At 58.2% G+C, this 18399-nt stretch carries 16 protein-coding genes; 3 read left to right on the top strand and 13 right to left on the bottom strand.

All coding sequences use genetic code 11. From position 1 onward, the window contains the following. Positions 1-144: 144 nt before the first annotated feature. The gene (locus RBB47_RS10550) at positions 145-1092 is read right to left on the bottom strand and encodes a LysR substrate-binding domain-containing protein (protein WP_305985752.1); all 948 of its coding nucleotides are present in this window, start codon (positions 1090-1092) and stop codon (positions 145-147) included. A gap of 117 nt (positions 1093-1209) precedes the next feature. On the opposite strand from RBB47_RS10550, the gene gabT reads away from it, so the two are divergent. Then, positions 1210-2499, top strand: a complete 1290-nt coding sequence (gabT, locus tag RBB47_RS10545) for a 4-aminobutyrate--2-oxoglutarate transaminase (RefSeq protein WP_305985751.1) — start codon at positions 1210-1212, stop codon at positions 2497-2499. Between the two features lie 4 nt (positions 2500-2503). Beyond that, positions 2504-3961, top strand: coding sequence for an NAD-dependent succinate-semialdehyde dehydrogenase (locus RBB47_RS10540; protein WP_305985750.1), 1458 nt, complete (start codon positions 2504-2506; stop codon positions 3959-3961). A gap of 222 nt (positions 3962-4183) precedes the next feature. Here the strand turns inward: RBB47_RS10540 and RBB47_RS10535 are convergent, their stop codons facing one another. From RBB47_RS10535 to RBB47_RS10520, 4 genes are all read right to left on the bottom strand, one after another. Beyond that, positions 4184-6064: an EAL domain-containing protein gene (locus RBB47_RS10535; RefSeq protein WP_305985749.1), complete on the bottom strand. Its 1881-nt coding sequence runs from the start codon at positions 6062-6064 to the stop codon at positions 4184-4186. A 444-nt stretch (positions 6065-6508) separates the two neighbouring features. Beyond that, on the bottom strand, positions 6509-7339 hold the full coding sequence (locus RBB47_RS10530) for a nitroreductase family protein (protein WP_305985748.1): 831 nt from the start codon (positions 7337-7339) through the stop codon (positions 6509-6511). A gap of 125 nt (positions 7340-7464) precedes the next feature. Then, positions 7465-8376 carry a sulfurtransferase gene (locus RBB47_RS10525; protein ID WP_305985747.1) on the bottom strand — a complete coding sequence of 304 codons (912 nt, stop codon included), beginning with the start codon at positions 8374-8376 and terminating at the stop codon, positions 7465-7467. A 24-nt stretch (positions 8377-8400) separates the two neighbouring features. Beyond that, positions 8401-9060, bottom strand: coding sequence for a peroxiredoxin (locus tag RBB47_RS10520; protein ID WP_305985746.1), 660 nt, complete (start codon positions 9058-9060; stop codon positions 8401-8403). Between the two features lie 275 nt (positions 9061-9335). On the opposite strand from RBB47_RS10520, the gene RBB47_RS10515 reads away from it, so the two are divergent. Next, positions 9336-10547 carry a winged helix-turn-helix domain-containing protein gene (locus RBB47_RS10515; RefSeq protein ID WP_305985745.1) on the top strand — a complete coding sequence of 404 codons (1212 nt, stop codon included), beginning with the start codon at positions 9336-9338 and terminating at the stop codon, positions 10545-10547. Between the two features lie 17 nt (positions 10548-10564). Here the strand turns inward: RBB47_RS10515 and RBB47_RS10510 are convergent, their stop codons facing one another. From RBB47_RS10510 to RBB47_RS10475, 8 genes are all read right to left on the bottom strand, one after another. Further along, complete coding sequence (locus tag RBB47_RS10510; protein WP_305985744.1) at positions 10565-11263, bottom strand: DUF4336 domain-containing protein; 699 nt, start codon at positions 11261-11263, stop codon at positions 10565-10567. A 13-nt stretch (positions 11264-11276) separates the two neighbouring features. Further along, positions 11277-12071, bottom strand: a complete 795-nt coding sequence (locus tag RBB47_RS10505; protein WP_305985743.1) for a class I SAM-dependent methyltransferase — start codon at positions 12069-12071, stop codon at positions 11277-11279. A 6-nt stretch (positions 12072-12077) separates the two neighbouring features. Further along, positions 12078-12566: a GNAT family N-acetyltransferase gene (locus RBB47_RS10500; RefSeq protein WP_305985742.1), complete on the bottom strand. Its 489-nt coding sequence runs from the start codon at positions 12564-12566 to the stop codon at positions 12078-12080. A gap of 30 nt (positions 12567-12596) precedes the next feature. After that, positions 12597-13154, bottom strand: coding sequence for a GNAT family N-acetyltransferase (locus tag RBB47_RS10495; RefSeq protein ID WP_305985741.1), 558 nt, complete (start codon positions 13152-13154; stop codon positions 12597-12599). A 200-nt stretch (positions 13155-13354) separates the two neighbouring features. Beyond that, positions 13355-14620 (bottom strand): aminotransferase class V-fold PLP-dependent enzyme, encoded by a 1266-nt coding sequence (locus RBB47_RS10490; RefSeq protein WP_305985740.1) that lies wholly within the window; start codon positions 14618-14620, stop codon positions 13355-13357. 18 nt (positions 14621-14638) lie between these two features. Beyond that, positions 14639-15652, bottom strand: coding sequence for a glutamate cyclase domain-containing protein (locus RBB47_RS10485; RefSeq protein ID WP_305985739.1), 1014 nt, complete (start codon positions 15650-15652; stop codon positions 14639-14641). Continuing rightward, on the bottom strand, positions 15653-16915 hold the full coding sequence (locus RBB47_RS10480) for an aminotransferase class I/II-fold pyridoxal phosphate-dependent enzyme (protein ID WP_305985738.1): 1263 nt from the start codon (positions 16913-16915) through the stop codon (positions 15653-15655). Beyond that, entirely contained in the window at positions 16912-18399 is a 1488-nt protein-coding gene (locus RBB47_RS10475) for an aldehyde dehydrogenase family protein (protein ID WP_305985737.1), read from the bottom strand. Before RBB47_RS10475 ends, RBB47_RS10480 begins: the two co-directional genes overlap by 4 nt.

The following is an 18399-nucleotide window of genomic DNA, read 5'->3' as shown; positions in this document are numbered from 1 at the left end:
TGAAGCCTGCCATCAAACCTGGAAAGCGCGGTCGCCGAGCCGCGCTTTTTTGTTTCCGGAAGGCATTTGCCAAGGACGCTTTTGTTGCCAGAAAGTCAGAAAGGTCTTCCCGCAGGCGGTTGTCCAAGCCTCCAAAGGCACCGGTCATTCTGCCTCACGGATCAGGCGTTCGATCCACGACTGGAATCTTTGCAATTGCTCGTCCGCAACGCTCGATGGCCGCTTCAGGAGAAAATACCCGCCGACACGAATGTCGGTCTCAAACAGTTCGACAAGCCGTCCGTCTTCCAGCTCGCGTGCGGCCAATAAATTGCTGGTCAGGGCAATCCCCTGCCCGGCGAGAGCCGCATCAAATCCAAGATTTGCATCCCAAAGCCGAGGGCCGGTCAAACTGTGATTGATTGCAAGTCCGGCCTTCTTGAACCAGGTCGCCCATTGTTCGTAAGACTCTTCATGAATGAGCGGTTGGCGTGTGAGGTCCTCCAGCGATGAAGGGTTGCCATTCACGTCCAGCCACGCCGGACTGACAACCGGAAACATGCGCGGCTGCAGCAACGGTATCGCACCATCCGGCAGGCGATCAAAATCAGTAAAGCCGATCATGAGGTCGGCTTCCGCGCGGCTGAAATCCGGCATTCGGTCGATTGCCCGCAGCAGGACTTCGCCACACGAAACGGACTGGCGGATATCATCCAGGCGCGGCGTAAGGAAGCGCGTTGCAAGACCTGGAATGCACCAGATATGCAAGGCATCCGTCCCCGCCTTCGACCTCAATTGGGCAGACGTGCCTGCAATCGACTGAAACGCGTTCGTTACGACCGAAAACAGAGTCGCACCCTCCTGCGTCAGTGTGATCCCACGCGGCCCGGCGTTGAGCAGCTTCCAGCCCATCCAGGCTTCCAGATTCCGAATATGCCGGCTGACAACCGTGTGACTGATGCCGATGTCGTGGGCCGCTTTCCGCATGCTGCCGGTTCGCCCGGCTGCCTCGAACGCCCTGAGCATGTTGAGTGGCGGCAACCGTCCGGCAAGCGGCCGCTCCGCGTCAAAACGGACGCTTTTTGGCGGTCTTGATCTGACTGGCGCTGGCATTGAGGATTTGACCTGTGGTGCATTGGATGCACCACAGTATCATAATCAATCTGCTACCAGAAGGGTTTCATCCGGTACTACTCTTCGGCAATCACAGTTGCCGTTGAGGACAGGAATATGAACAACGATAGCCTCCAGCATCGCCGCCTCGCCGCGGTTCCGCGCGGCATAGCAACCGCATATCCCAAATTCGTCGACCACGCTTCCAATTCCGAGATCTGGGACGTTGAGGGAAACCGCTACGTTGATTTTGCCGGTGGAATTGCGGTTCTGAACACAGGTCATCGCCACCCCAAGGTTATCGAAGCCGTCAAGAGGCAGCTCGATGCCTATACGCACACCGCGTTTCAGATTTTGCCTTACGAACCTTACGTGAAGGTCTGCGAGCGTCTGGCGGCATTGGCGCCGATCAAAAGCGCAAAGGCAATCCTGTTTTCAACCGGCGCTGAAGCGGTGGAGAACGCCGTGAAGATAGCGCGCGCCGCCACCGGCAGACCGGGTGTCATCGCTTTTTCGGGCGGCTTTCACGGCCGGACGGCAATGACCATGGCACTCACCGGGAAAGTCGCCCCGTACAAGGTCAAGTTCGGCATCTCGCCGCCGGGTATCTATCACGTCCCCTTCCCCGTTCCTCAGCACGGCACAAGTGTGGCGGACGCACTCAACGCACTCGATTATCTGTTCCGTGCAGATGTCGGTCCGAACGACGTCGCTGCAATCATCATTGAGCCGGTCCAGGGCGAAGGCGGTTTTCACCCGGCCCCCACGGAGCTTCTTGAAAACTTGCGCGAGATCTGCGACCGGCACGGCATCTTGCTGATTGCCGACGAGGTTCAGACGGGGTTCGCCCGCACCGGCAAGATGTTCGGTATCGAGCATTCCGGCGTCTCCCCCGACCTCATGACTGTTGCCAAGTCGATGGCCGGCGGATTTCCGCTTTCGGGCGTCATTGGCCGGGCGGATGTCATGGAGGCAGCAGAGCCCGGCGGACTTGGCGGCACATATGCCGGCAGTCCGATGGCCTGTGCCGCTGCCCTTGCCGTTCTGGACGTGATAGCGGAAGAAAAGCTCGTCGATCGTGCCAATGAACTGGGAGAGCGGACCAAGACGCGGCTCGAAGCAATCTCGAAAAGAAACGATGTTGTGCCCATTTCTGCAATCCGTGGGCCCGGTGCAATGGTCGCATTCGACATCGTTTCCGACGCTGGCGGCGACACCCCGGACGCTGCCGCAACCAAGCGCGTCACTCAGGCGGCGCTTGACGCCGGCCTGGTGCTGCTCTCTTGCGGTGTCCACGCCAATACGATCCGCCTTCTCAATCCCCTCACGATTTCCGATGACGTTTTTGAAGAGGGACTTGTCCTGCTCGAAGGCGCTCTCAAGGCTGCCCGAAACGCAGGAAACTGAACTCATGCTGCATCTGAAAGACCCAAGCCTGCTACGGCAGCAGGCCTTCGTCGACGGCAAATTTACCGGAGATGCGGTCTTGCCGGTTACTGATCCGGCAACCGGCGAGGAGATTGCGCGTGTCCCGAATTTCGGAACTGAGAGTGCGGAAAAGGCCGTTGAAGCAGCATCTCGCTCCTTTCGACCCTGGGCGGCGAAAACAGCAAAAGAGCGCAGCGCTATCCTGCGCCGATGGTTTGAGTTGCTCCTCGCTAATCGTGAGGACCTGGCGACACTCCTGACCTCCGAACAAGGCAAGCCGCTGGCCGAGGCTTTGGGAGAGATCGACTACGCCGCGTCCTATGTTGAGTACTACGCGGAAGAGGCAAAACGGGTTGCCGGTGAGATCCTTCCCTCACACCGCACCGACGCCCGGATCACGGTATTGCGCCAGCCGATCGGCGTGGTTGCAGCGATAACACCCTGGAACTTTCCAGCTGCGATGATCACGCGAAAGATCGCGCCAGCTCTTGCTGCCGGGTGTACAGTCGTCGTCAAACCGGCGCCGGAGACACCGCTCACTGCGCTCGCGCTGGCGGAATTGGCTCAGCGCGCCGGGTTCCCGGCAGGCACCGTCAACATCATTACCGGAGACGCGGTCGCAATCGGGCAGGTTCTGACAACACACCCCAAGGTGCGTCTGGTTGGATTCACCGGCTCAACGCCGGTCGGCAAACTCCTGATGTCTCAGGCCGCATCCACCGTTAAGAAAGTCGCTCTCGAACTCGGCGGCAACGCCCCCTTCATCGTTTTCGACGACGCCGATCTGGATGCGGCTGTGGAAGGTGCGATGGTGTCAAAGTTCCGCAACATGGGACAGACTTGCGTCTGCACCAACCGCTTTTATGCGCAAGCCGGAATTCATGACCGGTTTGTCGAGAAGGTCGCAGAGAAAGTCGCATCGCTCAACGTCGGAAACGGCTTCAGCGATGGTGTCGTTCAGGGTCCTTTGATCAACCAGCGAGCAGTTGCCAAGGTCGAGCACCACATTGCCGACGCTGTCTCGAAAGGTGCCAAGATCGTCGCGGGCGGCAAACGACACGAGCTTGGCCAGACATTTTTCCAGCCGACGGTCCTTGTTGGCGCGACCGCGGACATGAAGCTCTCGCAGGAAGAAACATTCGGTCCGCTGGCCGCCGTCTTCAAGTTCCGATCCGAGGACGAAGTGATTGCGGCTGCCAATGACACAGAAACCGGTCTTGCCGCTTATTTTTACACGCGGGATGCGGCGCGGATCTTCAGGGTCATGGAGCAGTTGGAATACGGCATGGTGGGTGTGAACACCGGCTTGATCTCTACAGAACTTGCGCCCTTTGGCGGCGTCAAGGAGAGCGGGAATTCACGGGAAGGATCTCGTCACGGCATCGAGGAGTTCACCGAACTGAAATACGGCTGCATCGCCGGCATCGAGGGCTATTCCTGATCGCGTAAAGGCCACTCTCACAAGTTTCCCAACCAGGAGCGTTACCTCGAACCTTCCCTCTCCTGGCACCTGGCCGATGGGCGTGCGCACAGTCGGGTGCGTTCATCGGCCACTTTTTGCCTTGAACGGAAGTCTGTGTCCAAGGGTGCAAAACCCGGAGGTGCGGATATGTTTTGCTGAAGGACGCTCTACGACGCTGAGCCGTAGTTCAGATTCACTTCGCTAGGCGCTCATGCGATGCGTTACTGACGACCGCAGCAACAACTCCGGCGCAGTGTCGATGTTCAGGCCGAAATGAGCTCCCTGGAGAACATGTGCTCCGAGCTCGGCGACCATGACCGCTTGATCGCTTCTTTCAACACCTTCCGCAACAACAGTCTTCCCAAGGTTGGTCGCAAGTTTGATTACATGACTGAGGAGGATTGATCTTGTTTCGTCTTCATCGAGTTGCTGCAGGAAGCTGCGATCGATTTTGATGACATCAAAGGAAAACTGCGTCAGGTAGGAAAGCGCTGAATATCCGGTTCCGAAATCGTCGAGGGCAATTTTCAGACCCAGGTTTTTCAGCTGGTCCAAACGCCGACGCGCCGAGGACCAGTCTTCGAGAAAAACGGACTCGGTGATTTCGAGTGTTAGCAGCTGTGGATCAAACCCGCTGGAACACAACACGTCCCTGATATTCTTGACAATATCGTCCGTCTGAAGGTCTTTGGTGCTCACGTTGAAAGAGAGTCTGAACCCACGTTCGGAACGCGTCACAAGCTGCCGCAGAAGAGCGATCGCGTGTTTCAGGACCGCAACATCAAGGTATCCAATCAGACCAGTATCTTCTGCAAGGGGAATAAATTCGGCGGGGGAAATTGATTGTCCGTTATGGGTCCAGCGTGCAAGCGCTTCAAACCCGACGAGTTCATGGGTTTTCGCGTCGACTTGAGGCTGCAGAATTGCTTTTATTTCACCGGAGTTGATGGCTCTTGGCAGCACACTGGTGAGATAGGTCTGCCGGCCGAATTCGTTCCGCAGGTCGTCGTCGAAAATGCTTGCACAAAACTTGCCTTTGCGTTTTGAAGCGTAAAGCGCAACATCTGCGGCTTTCAGCAATTGCGTCGGCCCGCGCTCATCGAGGTCGTTCAGGCCAGAGACGCCTATTGAAACTTTCGGATAGACCGAGACACCATTGCATTCATAAAGAACGCACAGTACGTCGAGCAGATCGGAGCCCAGGTCTTCAGGCCATAGGCCACCGTCGCAGACGGTTACGACGCCGGCGAATTCGTCGCCTCCAAGACGAGCGGTAAACCCGCCATATCTTGTCAGCAAGCCGGACATTTTCGCGCCGATCTCCTTTAGGAGTGCATCACCGACATCATGTCCCATGGTGTCATTGACCAACTTGAAGTCATCGACATCGACGATGGCGACAATCACGTTCTTGCAGGTCTTTTCGCGAAATTTTGCAAAGTCTAAATCCAACCGCTCGAGAAAGAGTTTTCGGTTGGGTAGATCCGTGAGCGAATCGTGAGAGGCCAGGAAATTTGCGTAGCTCTCCGCCTTCACGCGGCCAGTGAGAGCGTTCACAACATTCTGCATGCGCAGGTTCTCGCGCTTGATGACCAAAAGGGAAGCGAATAGAACCGAAAAAAAGGCACCAACGGCGAAAAGGGCATTCAGCCTGATCGGCCTGGTCAGATCGGTTTCGACAACAAAGGCTCCCATAACGTCGCCCAGAGCATACACATCGCCGTCTAGAAGCTTGTTGTGGCACGAAACACAGCTTTCCGCAGAAGCGATGGAAGGCACTATTCTTCGGGCAATCGCCTTGCCATCCTCCAAAGTGAACTCTTTCAGGCCGCGGCTAGATTTGTCTCGCGCCATGCCCCGAATGTACTGGAGGATAGTCGCACTGGTTTCTATCGTTTTCAGCTCCAGACCCGGCACTCCGGGCATCCGCATGGAAACACTGGCCACCTTGGAATTGGACATAAGATCAGAATTAGCACTGAACTCATGCATCCCGATCCGTCTGAAAACTGCCGGAACAATCGCGTCTTGAGTACGCTCGTCAGAATAGACCTTCGTGAACGCGTTGGTGAGGTCGATCAACTGCCCCTGTCTTGCATGTTCCGACTGAACAAGTTTTGCCGTCGCGATCGCGAAGTAAACAACTGAAGCACCAAGCGCTAGAAGAAGCGCCAGAAAAACCGTCTTTGGCGGTCGGTGTCCTTTGAAGCGCCGAATGGCGCTGAAACAAGGAAAGCGCTTACTGGTTGCTGACAAAAAGTCTGCTTCTCCGGATAACCGACAACAGACCCTCACTCGAACGGAACTGCTGACCGAATACGGCTCAAATTTATGTTGTTCTTGATCAAGAGTAACTACTAATCTCGGAGACTGTTATGCATATAACGAAAATAGGACGATTTATCTAATATACTTAAAGTCAATGACGATTAGATCGATAGACTTACTCCAGAAAGAAAGTTGATCAAATCTTAACAGCACACTATTTCGTCGCGGCTCTTCTCTACCCTAACTTGCATCTTCCGCTCAAGTCAGGTCGAAACCCTTGGCCCGGATGAAGGCACCGAAGTGCTTGCGTTCGGGCAACGAATACTGGCGGCATTTATCTTCCGACCAGCCATAGGAGTCCGAGATGCCATAGGTGTCCGTTGCTCGTTGTCTTGGGTAGGGCTGTTCTGCCTGTCTGCGCGCGTCATAGTCGGAAAACACACTCACTGGATTGTCCTCACCGTACCTGTCTTCATGAACAGTCGCAGACAGAGGCAAACGCATGCTGACGGTTGGGGTGTTGGAAAGCGGATACCCGAATGCCAGTCCCGCCACGGGGAAGACATAGCCCGGCAATTTCAAGAGATCACTGACCCTTGCGGCTTCGTTGCGCACAGCACTGATCGGGCAACAACCGAGCCCGACACTCTCGGCGGCTGTCACGAAGGCAGAAAGAGCGACCGCGGCATCAACGGCTGCATTGAAAAACGCATCGAAATGGTCGTTTGCAAATGGCAGCCCGCGAAACGCATGCAACTGCCTTTGACGCAGATTGTTGCCGCAGAAAACAGCAACATTCGGGGTCTTCCGGGTCCAGCCCTCGGGTCCTGCCAGCTCAAGCAGCCTGTCCTTCACAGCCGGGTCGCGAACGAGAATGATATCCCGCTGTTGCAGGTCGCTCTTGGTGGGCGATGCCAACGCAGCAGCGCACAACAGCCTGGAAAGCTCCGGGTTGACCTCCCGGTCCTGGAACGAGCGACAGGAGCCACGGGAAATCATTGTGGTCAATTCTTCAGAGGCTTTGGCAAGGCTGCTCAAGTCAAGTGCCTCGCCAAATCTGAACTTTACGTGCTCAGACGTCGTTTTCATTTGCCGGCTCAATAATGGTTTGAAAGACATGCGGATGACGGGCACTGACTGCTACCGCGTGTCTGGACTGAAAGTTGGCTGGCCCGAAATTCCTCGCGCCAGCCAACCCTATCACGCGTCACCCGTCACGATGCCGCTTTGGGCAGCGACGGATCCTTGCCCCATTCGGCCCAGGACCGATGATAGACGCGAACCCTGGGGAACCCCAGCAGCCGAAGCGCGACATAGCTGTGCGCAGATGCAAGCCCGTTCTGGCAATGCATGACCACATTGCTTTTCGGCTTGATGCCGAAAGCCGCAAAATGCACCAGCAAGGACTCAGCGTCCAGGAACCGGCCATCCTCACCAAGGTTCTTGGCCCATGGAACGTTTATGGCCCAGGGGATATGGCCTTCGTCATACATCTTGGGCGGGCGTACATCGATCAGGACGCTGTAGGGCTCATGGCGGTGTCCCAAAACGTCTTCAGCGCTCGCGTGTCGCCGGGGGCTCAGCGCGGCCTGGAATTTTGCCGGCTGAAAAGAGGCCTCATCCTTGGAGACCGGCCCATCCGCAGCGCGCCAGCCCGACCAGCCGCCATTCAGAATGGCAACGTTCCTGTGTCCGAGATACTCCATCAGCCAGAACATGCGGGCCGCATGAAACCCGCCCCGGTCATCGTAAAAGACAATCCGGCGGTCTGCGGCAATCCCGAGATCCGAGAGGCGCTTTTCAAGTTCAGGAACGGACAGCAAGGTACCGTCAACCGGGCTGTGGCGTGCAACAACCGCGTTCGGATCAAGATGGCGCGCCCCTGGAATGTGGCCTTCATCGAATTGCTCACGCGGTCGAACGTCGACAACGACAAGACCGACCGTTTCGCTCGCAGATGACGCGCCCTTGGTCGCCGGCACCATATCGATGAGTTGCTCCGGTTCCATCAGCAGATGCGGATTGGCGTAGTCGGAAACCTTTGCCCACGTAGCACCAGGCAAGGTGACGCACGCTGCAGCAAGAGTGATCGCGGCGAATTGGCGCCGGGAAAGTTTGTAAGACATTGAGTTGATCCTTGAATTTGAATGTCAGGACGGCGCCGAAACAAGGCGCAGATAAGGAACCGGACTTTTCCAGCCATTTGGAAACCGTTCGCGCGCGGCGTCGTCGGAAACCGACGGGACAATCACCACATCCTCGCCGGCGGACCAGTTTGCAGGTGTTGCCAGCTGATGGCGGGCCGTCAGTTGCAGACTGTCGATGGCGCGAAGAACTTCGTTGAAGTCCCGGCCGGTCGTCATGGGATAGGAGATGGTGAGCTTGATTTTCTTGTCCGGGCCGATCACGAACAGCGTACGGGCCGTAGCGTTGTCGGCGGCGGTGCGGCCTTGCGCGCTATCACCGGCGTCCTCCGGCAGCAGGTGATAAAGCTTGGCCACTTTCAGGTTCGTGTCACCGATCAGCGGATAGTTCGGTGCCTGACCGACAGCCGTGCGGATATCTTCCGACCAGCGCATGTGGTCCGCCACCGGATCGATGGAGACACCGATCAGTTTGACACCTCGACGGTCGAATTCCGGCTTCATCCGGGCCACCACACCAAGTTCGGTGGTACAGACAGGTGTGAAGTCCTTGGGGTGGGAAAACAGGACACACCAGGCATCGCCGATCCAATCATGAAAACGGATTTGACCCTCGGTGCTGTCAGCAACAAAGTCAGGCGCGGTACTGTTGATAGAAAGCGTCATTTTCGTTCCTTCCGGTCTTGTGCCTCCAAGGCACATGGTTGGGTGGCAACGTGGTAATGCGCTTTGAAACGAAACTCCTGAAACTGATCTGAAGAATTTCTGAAAGTGTCGAATGCCTCCCTCGACACCCTGATCAGGCATTGGCAAACCGCCCTCACTGAGGGCAGCATTTCTTGACCGAACCGCGGATTTCTGTCATTCACCGGGCAGCGTTCCCGGCAATCCTGATCGAAAATTGCCAAGAACCCGCGTTTTCTGAAGCTACTGGTGCCACAATGCTTGACTCTGTTCGTCTTGGCAGCTGGACAATCGATTTTACCTCCCGCCGTCTTTCAAGCGGCGGCACAGAGGTGAATGTCTCTCCGCGTGCGATCGACGTGCTGAAAGAACTGGTGAAAGCCGGCACGGCGACCGTCTCGCGCCATGCGCTTCTTGATGTTGTCTGGCCGAACGTGACGGTCACGGACGAAAGCCTTACCCAGGCAGTCTCCGAACTGCGGCGGGCGTTCAGGTCGGACGGTCTGGACACCAGGATGATCGCGACCGTCTCACGCACCGGCTACAGGCTGCTCACAAAGCCGATGACCACAGGTGGTGTATCCGGCGCCGATCCAGACAAGACCGCGCCTATGGATCTGGCAGCCTACGCATTGATCGTCGAGGCTGAATCCGCCTTGGTCCGGGCCGAAAGCGGCGCAGTCGCCAATGCGGTCGAATGCGGCAGAGAGGTTGTCGACATCGCGCCGGACTGCGCACAGGCCAACAGTTTCTATGCTTACGCGCTTGCCGTCCGCGGGCTTTACGGCGCGGGAGACCGGCAGGACTTTGCCAATGCACTGGTCTATGCGGAACGCGCCACCGGGGTCTTGAAAACTTCTTCTGAGAGCCATGCGGCACTTGGATATGTTTTGAGTGCTTTGGAATCTTATGGCGACGCGAAAGACAGGTTCACGGCGAGCATCACTCAAGGCGATACATCCGGTGAAGGGCACTATCTGGCCGCACGACACGCCTTTGCCGCAGGTGAGCACCGCATCGCGTTTGGTCTTTGCCTGCGCACCGCGGAACTCGTCTCCGATCCCTCACGTCCGCTCTTCCTGGCAGCGCGCAGCGCAAGGCACTTCGATGCGGCAAAGTCCGGGCGGGTGGCAGAGCGGTGCGTTGCCGCGCTCCGCCAAAAACTTGCCAAAGACCCTTATGACGTCCGTTCCCTTTACACACTCGGCCCGGCCCTGGCTCTCGCCGGGCAGCCTGAAACGGCCTGGAAAAACCTGAACGACATCCCGCAGGTCGATACCTACTGCGCGATCCACCTCGCTTTCGGCTATGGCGCTCTTGGGGAAACACGCCTTTCCATGGAGGCGATCGAAAGGGCAGTTGACGAGGGCTACCGCGACCCGCGCTGGCTGCTTCAGGAAGACACATTGAAGCACCTTCACAGCAACCCCCGTTTCATGCGGTTGAACGAACTGCTCGCAGCTGCCTGAAACGCTTGGCGCAAAGATCAGCCAAGCAAATGGGAAAAGCAGCGTTCCACGTCTTTCTTCGCCCCGCCCTTGAGACAGATCCCGTGCGAAACGATCAGGTTATCAAACTCCCAGTCGAGGATTTTTTCCAGGCTTTGCCGCGCTGCCTTGCGGTCATGAAAGCTCCATTGAACGTCCCGGGGAACGCCTCCCTTTCTGCCGAGAACGCCAACAAGACCTTTGACGATTTTCCAGAACCAGGTCTGTTTTGACTGCTCGTGCTTCTGGATCAGATCAGTAACGATCAGCGTTGCCGATGCTTTGTGAAGAAAGACGACTTCATCAAGAAACGAATGGCCGTCGATGGTTTGCTGTGCAATTTCGCCTTCCCACGGATTGACCCCATCATCGGCAAGAACGCCATCAAGGCTGATATCCGGATGACGCTGGTTGAACTGCGGTGATCCCCAGACGTCGGCAACCGGATATTTTGCTTTCCAGGGCAATATTCCAAGGCTGTGAATTTTGTTGGGAGCAACAAGGAATTTCACCGGTCCCAAGGCATTGACTGCTGACACAATCTCCGGCGCCGGCTTGACGGGAGAGTGAAGCCACAGGTTTCCCGAACCGAGCCGTACCACCGTCATGCGTGTGGTAAATGGCAGGACGCCGTACATCCTCACAACGTCACCATCAACGATCCAGATGTCTTTTCCGAATGGGTCGCAGATGTTCATGAGAAGGCCGCTTTCACGTCCTGATACCAACCGCGACGAGAACGGCGTCCGGGTAAGCGACCTTGTCCTCTTGGACATAGGGTTCAAGCGCTGCGGCCACGTCGTCGATCAGGCCTTGCCTGGCAGGTTGATTAAGAGCCAGAAATGCGCCGGCAATCGGCATGGAAGAAAGGTGCAATGGCACGAATTCCTGCATCAGAGGAACTTCGATCAGGAGCTCCTGCCGATGGACAGAAACATCCGCAAATCCTGCGGCTTGAAACTGCGAGGTCAATTCATCGGCGGAGGGCGTTTCCCTCTGTGCCCGCTGCTTTCGGGCCACATCAGATGAGATGTGGTGCTCAACGGCATTACAAAGCGCCTCTGTATAGGGACTGTGCCCGTCCCAGACCGACAGCGCGAGGCGCCCGCGAGAGGCCAGCAGACGGCGGAACTCCGCCAGGGCTGCCGGTTTGTCGGGAAAGTAGTGATAACCGTGCTGAGCCATGACCACGTCGCAGGACAGCGGGGAAAGCCCGATATCGGTGACGTCGCTCTCTATCCAGCCGATGTCCTGTCCTTCGGCCAGCTCCCTGGCGATTTCCAGCATCGAGGCGTTGATGTCGAGACCGTCAATCCGGCCTTCGTGTCCGACCATGCGCCGCGCCAATCGTGTCGTGACACCGGTCCCGCAGGCAACATCCAGAACACGGTCTGACGGGTGAAGATCGACAAGGTCGACCAGAGCTTCCGCCCACCGGCCGAACCACAAGGGCACGAGGACGTCTTCATAAATCTCGGCCGCCCTGCCTTCCAATTGAAAGGTCATCGTATCCTAGAGCTCCTTGAAGTACCGCGCGACGGGCCAGCGGACAAAGCCGAATGATTCATAAGTCTCCCGGGCCGGCGCGTGACCGTCATCGCCACCGGTCTCCACCATGACCATCTTCAAGCCCTGGGCACGAATGTGATCTTCCGCATATTTCATAAGCGTGTGCCCGATCCCCCTGCGTTGAAATCGGGGTGAAACCGCCAGGATGTAGATTTCGCCCATCTGGTCTTCCAGGTGAACGCGAAGTCCGATGAAGCCAGCCAGGTCCCCGTCCAGGAATGCAACGCGGATGTTTTCCGGTTCATTTTCCAGCAGATCAGCGACATCCTTGGTTTGGCGAACCTGCCAACCGTCGGGATAAAAAGCATCGAAGACGAACCTTGGAACTCCGGTTTCGGTTTTGGCGAAGACCGGCGTCCAGGCGTCAATCGTCAGGGCAAGCACATCTTCCCGGTGTTCGGCGGCAAAGGGAATGATATCAAGTTGGCTCATGTTCGGTCTCTTGTGAAATCACTGCGCCTGCTACACGCAGTTGTTTCCGGACGGCGCCGGGTCAGCGACAAGCTGACATTCGTAAAGCACAAGTTCATGTGCCGGGCCCTCTAGGCGACCGACCTCTTTGAACCCTGTTCGCTGCATCAGACGACGGGATCGTTCATTCGGTTCATCCACGGCCGCGACCAACCGGTCGAGAGCAAGACTAGTTCCAGCGTACCTCATCACAGATCGCAGCGCTGCACTCGCGAGACCACGCCCTGTGTAGGTCGGCTGAAGCGCAATCAACGGCTCGATTCCGTCTTTCACAAGCGGAGACTTCATGACGTGCGTCGACACCGGCTGCAGGCCGACAATACCGGAAAAACCACTTGGTCGTTGCTCGATGACCCAGAAGCCGAGACCGGACGCTGCCAGGGTTTCGCTTCGTGTGAGCATGTCGCGAACGGTCTCGCGCGGCAGACAGATTTCGTCGCAAAGATAGCGGCGCACGGTTTCGTCGTGAAGAAGGCCTAGGACCCGGTCAAGATCGTGCATTGTGGCCGGACGGAGCCGGCCACCTGCGATGGGAAGGACTGGTGTCATCTTTCTGCTCCGATACCGGCACACCCGCCAAACGGCCGACACGCCGGAACTGGCTCGCCTCCGGTGTTTCAGCTTTCCGATCTAGCGGAAGCCGGTACGGAAAACCTGAAGGAGTTATGAAAGAGTTCGAAATTTGCCTGAAAACCCAATCGTCAATATCTGTTTGTGCGTCGCACGGCAATTGCCGGACGACAACACGATCAGGCCGCAAGGCGTGCTTCTATGTCCTTGATCGCGGCGAGGAATTCGGCAACTTCCTGGACCGAATTGTAATGGCACAGCGACACGCGCACGCAATCTTCGAGACCCAGCGGAGAAAGTACATTGCCGCTGTAATGATCTGCCTTGCGTGTGTGGGTGCGGATGCCCTGCTGGTTAAGCGCCTCGACCACGTCCGGCGATGACATGCCGTCCACCGAAATGGAAACCAGTCCTTCGCGCGCCGAGTTGTCGGCTCCGGCGATGATCGTTACATGCTGAAGGTCCTTCAGACCTGGCAGATTGCCCGTCCCGTTGATCATGGCGTCGATCAAAAAGGCTTCGTATTGATGGATCGCACGCCCCGCAGCCTCGATCTTTTCGCGCCGTCCGGTTTCTACCGAAACCTCACCGCCGAGCCATTCGAAGTAGCCGACAACATCTGAGATAGCGGCGTATGCACCGGCGTCGCGGGTGCCGAATTCCCATCCCGTAGCAGGAGCATCGATGAGCATGTCATGCGGCATCGCGCTCAGCTTGTCGGAGATCCAGGCGATGCCGTAGCCGTGGCGCGAGAAGACCTTGTAGGGTGAGATCGCGTAGCCGTCGATATTGTAGCTGTCGAGATCGAGCTGGCCGTGGGCAGCGTGCTGAATGCCGTCAACAATGATGAGGCAGTCGGGAGCGACCGCCCGGATCGCTTTGGAAATCGCCGCAACATCCATGGCCATGCCCGATACCGGAGATGCATGCAGTATTGTGGCAACCGCAACATCTGGAGTGACCAACGCGGCATAATCGTCCGCCGTGACGAGGCCGGTTGCGTCGTCATGCGGAACGTTCACATAGGTGAGGCCGGCGATTTCCGCCCAACGGCGTGCGGCACTGCGGGTTGCCGGATGCTCGATGGACGAGCCTATGACCTTTGCCCCCTCAGGTGCGTTCACACATGCTGTCCGGACGAGCCGGAACAGCAGCTCCGTGCCGCTTTCGCCGGCAAAGAACTGACCGGAAGAGGCGTTCATGAAGATCGCCAGATCGGCTTTCGCCTTGTCGATAGTGGTTTGGGTCGCCTGACCAGCAGGATTGATCCGGCCAGGATTGTCCGGCAGCGAGGCGTAGAAGGATGAAGTCTCGACAACGGACTTGAGGGTCAGCGCACCGCCGGCATTTTCGAAGAAGATGCGCGGTCCCTGGAACGGACAACTGTCCACGTGGGCAAAGCGGTCTCTGATCGCCGCGATCAGGGCGGTATCGTTTTGTATCATTTTAAAGTCCTGAAGATCCTAAAGAGCCTTGCTGACGATGGCGCGGCACAGCTCCGCGATGCCGATATGACTTTGTCTGGGGAAACCGTCAACACTGTCGTCGACGATTCCGTGGGTGGAGTTGATCAGACCGTTGGCAACCATGGTGTCGAGCAGCAGCGCTTCACGTTCCGGGGTGTGCAGCAGGGCGGAACTGCCCGCGCGCACCGCCATGGCGGCGCAGATCGCTGTGCACGCCCAGTTCGAACATGCTCCGGTGACGAGGACATCGCAGCCCGTGACCGCCCCGATACCGCCGCCGCAGCCGCATTGGCAGCGATCACCGTAAGGCACGTGCTGGCGGACATGTTCGGCAACCTTCCCCATGCCGATTTCATTGCCGCCGTCTCCAACGGCCACCACCGGAATGCTGCGTTCCAGTGCTTCGTCAAACAGAAAGTCCACACGCGCTCGACCCATGCCGTAATCGATACCGCGCATGGAATGGTAGATGCCGAACGCGTTTCGCCCAACGCGCTCGGTTGAAAACATAAGGTCTGGCTTCAGTTCGTCGAGAAGTGGTGCGGCCTGCGCCTTCCCGGCTTCGTCGTCGGTCGGATAGGATTGCATCACGATGGTTGCAAGGCTCTTGTCCGCTCGTGCGATGGCCGCCTGCTCGAGTGTTACCGGAAACAATCCCGCTGCCTGCATGACATTGCGGATCGCTGCCAGAAGTGTTTCTTCGCAGAGCATGACAACAGTGGCATTGCGCCCAAGCACAAGCGCACGGGCAACAGCAGCGGCGCCGGAGGGGCCATCATTTTCGCCAAGATGAGGCGTTATCCAGGCCCGGGACACCGAGCCCGTCGTCATCACAACCGTTCCACCCTCAGGCACAGCCATCAATTGGTCTGCCGCCGCCCCGATCAGCGAACCGCCCTGAAGCTCACGGGCGGCAGCGAACAGATGTTCGACGCCACGCTCGCCCATATCAATGTTGACGAGCTGGTCGAGCCGGGCATCCAGCCGCGCAGTGTGTCCGTCTTCCGGCATTCATACGTCTCCAAACAACAACTCTGAAAACCAGTCAGCGTCCTCCAGGTGACCGGCTGTTTCGGTCATGGCAGCCTTAAGGCAATCTGCCAGCGCCGAGGCACCACCGACACGTTTCAGCGCGCCGGCAGTCGGTTTGAGCCGGAGGGACACGCGCCCTCCAGGTTGACCATGCGTGTTGACCGTGACGATGCCAAGTGACTGCAACATGAGCATGCCAATCGCTGCGGTGGTCTCGGCGGGAACGCGGGTCGAATGTTCGGTGCCGGCAATCTTCAGGACATGGGCATGGGCGTCTTCTTCGCTGATTTTCGGCCCGAGCGGCGAGCGTGCGACCGCGTCGGCACCGAAAACAGCCTCAAGTGCGTCCGCGAGGACTTGCCCGTCTTTCACTTCTTCGATCAGAAGGTCCGGTGTGAAGGCCATCAGGGAACGCATCGCTCCAACGGCCACGGGTGCCCGGGCTTCCATGCCAAGCTCCGAGGCCTTTGCGGCAACAGAGACAAGTGCATCGGCCTCTCCGCAAAGGACACCGGCCCTGGGACCCGGCAAGCCTGCCTTGTCGGTGTTGGTGATGACGAGATCAGCACCGAAGGAGAGAGATGGTGCCCCGTCATGGAGGACCGGTCTGAAGCGCGCGCCATAGGCCTCGTCCATCAGCACGCGAGAATTGGCGGCCTTCGCCAGCTGCACGGCCTGTTGCGTTACGCTGTCCGGCAGCATCGAGAGTTCAGACGTAACCGTTGTGACAATCGTCAGGGACGGTTTGTGGGCTTCCAGCGCCGTCTTGAGTTCCGGGATCTCGTAAACTTCGATGACCGGAACACCGGCAAGCCGGGCGCCCCGGCCAACCGACGCGTGAGACCGGTCTCCGGAAGGGACGAGCGAGACGACTGGCCGTCCGTCAGACAACGCCAGAACAGCAGCGACAATGCCCGCGCTGGTCCGGTTCACCACAGTCGCCTGTTCATGTCCGAGACCACCGAGATGCTTGATCGCAGCTTGTCTGAGGTCTTCGCCAAAGAGCCCTGGCCCGATCCATTCCTCGCACAGCTCCTGCATGTCCTCCTGGCTGACCGGATAGTGCCGCAGATTGCCCGTGAAAATACCAATACGCTCCATGCCGTTGCGGGCAACGAAGTCCGCAGCAAGCGTGCCGGCATGCCTCAGGCGCCGCACCTCATCGGCAGATGACCTCAGCAGCTCGCCTCTTGCGTAGCCGACCCCGGGGTCGAGTGCGTTGCCAAACCGGTCGGACATCATGCACCAGGCTCCACATTGACCGTGACGCACTTGCGATAGGTATAGGCCTCCAACGCGCCTTCGATGGAGTATTCGCTGCCAGTGCCGGACTGCTTGGTACCGCCATAGGACATGCCCGGGATCTGGCCACCCCCCTGATTGACCTGGATCCAGCCTGCATCAATCGCCCGTGTCAGACGGGTAATTCGACTGAAATCATGAGTAAAAAGGAAGGCAGCCAGCCCGTAATGCGTGTCGTTCGCCATCTCGATCACTTCGGCTTCGCTTTCAAAAGGAATGGCGACCATAACCGGCCCGAACACTTCTTCACGGGCAATCCGCCAGGTGTTGTCGACACCGGCAATGATTGTCGGAACCGGATTGAAACCGGCCGGGTCTTCTTCGGGGATCTTGCCGATCAGAAATTCTGCCCCCTGCTCTGCCGCCTCGGCGACATAGGCCCTGATCTCGCCGTAGCGCTCCGAATTGACAACAGCCCCCATGTCGACATCCGGGTCGAGCGCGTCGCCAACCTTCAACGCTGCCGACTTTTCCGCGACCCTCGGGATCAGAAGGTTCCAGATGTCCTTGTGCACGAACAATCGGGATCCGGCGGTACAGCTCTGGCCCTGGCGCGCAAACCGCATGGCATTGGCAACCTGCTGGGCAGTCGCATCGAGACGTCCCTCCTCGACCGCATCGGGAAAGACAATTGTCGGTGACTTGCCGCCAAGCTCGAGCGTAAGTTTGGCGATACGGTCGGCCGTCGCATGGCCGATCAGCCTGCCGACTTCAGACGATCCGGTGAACGACACCTTATCGATATCCGGATGCGACGCCAGGGCAGCGCCCGCTTCCTCGCCAAGACCTGTAACAACATTGAAGACGCCCGGCGGGAACAGACCGTCGGCAAGCTCGGCGAGTTTCAATATGGCCAGCGGTGCATCTTCGGCGGGTTTCAGCACAAGGCAGTTGCCCGTCGCAAGTGCCATGGAAATTTTGACGGATCCGAGCTGCAGTGGCGAGTTCCAGGGAATGATCGAGCCGACGACACCATGCGGTTCGCGGGTGGAATAGCTGAAAATCCCCGGTCCGAGCGGCAGCGTCTCGCCTTTTTGCTCGACTGCAACCCCGCCGTAGTATTTCAGGACGCCGGCGGCACCCATCGCTTCTCCGCGCGATTGGGTCTTGATAGCGTTGCCGCTTTCCGCAGCAAGGACCCGGGCGACTTCTTCCGCATTTTCTTCAAGCCGGCGCCCGAGTTCTGCAAGCAACTTGCCGCGCTCGCTCGCAGCAAGCGCCCGCCAGCCCGGCAGAGCCTTGCGGGCGGCCTGAACGGCAAGATCGATCTCAACCGAAGTCCCGCGTCCAACATCGCAGATCGGCTCCCGCCGTGAGGGGTTCTCGATGGTGAGCTTGCGCCCGTCTGCCGGCCAGTGCCAGGCGCCGTCGATATAGCTACCGGCAAGGCCCGCATCGGGCAGTTTGTAGTCAAGCAGCGCCAT

Origin of the sequence: Roseibium sp. MMSF_3544, from assembly GCF_030732845.1 — a bacterium.
Classification (GTDB): domain Bacteria; phylum Pseudomonadota; class Alphaproteobacteria; order Rhizobiales; family Stappiaceae; genus Roseibium.
This window is presented reverse-complemented; position numbering and strand designations above follow the sequence as displayed.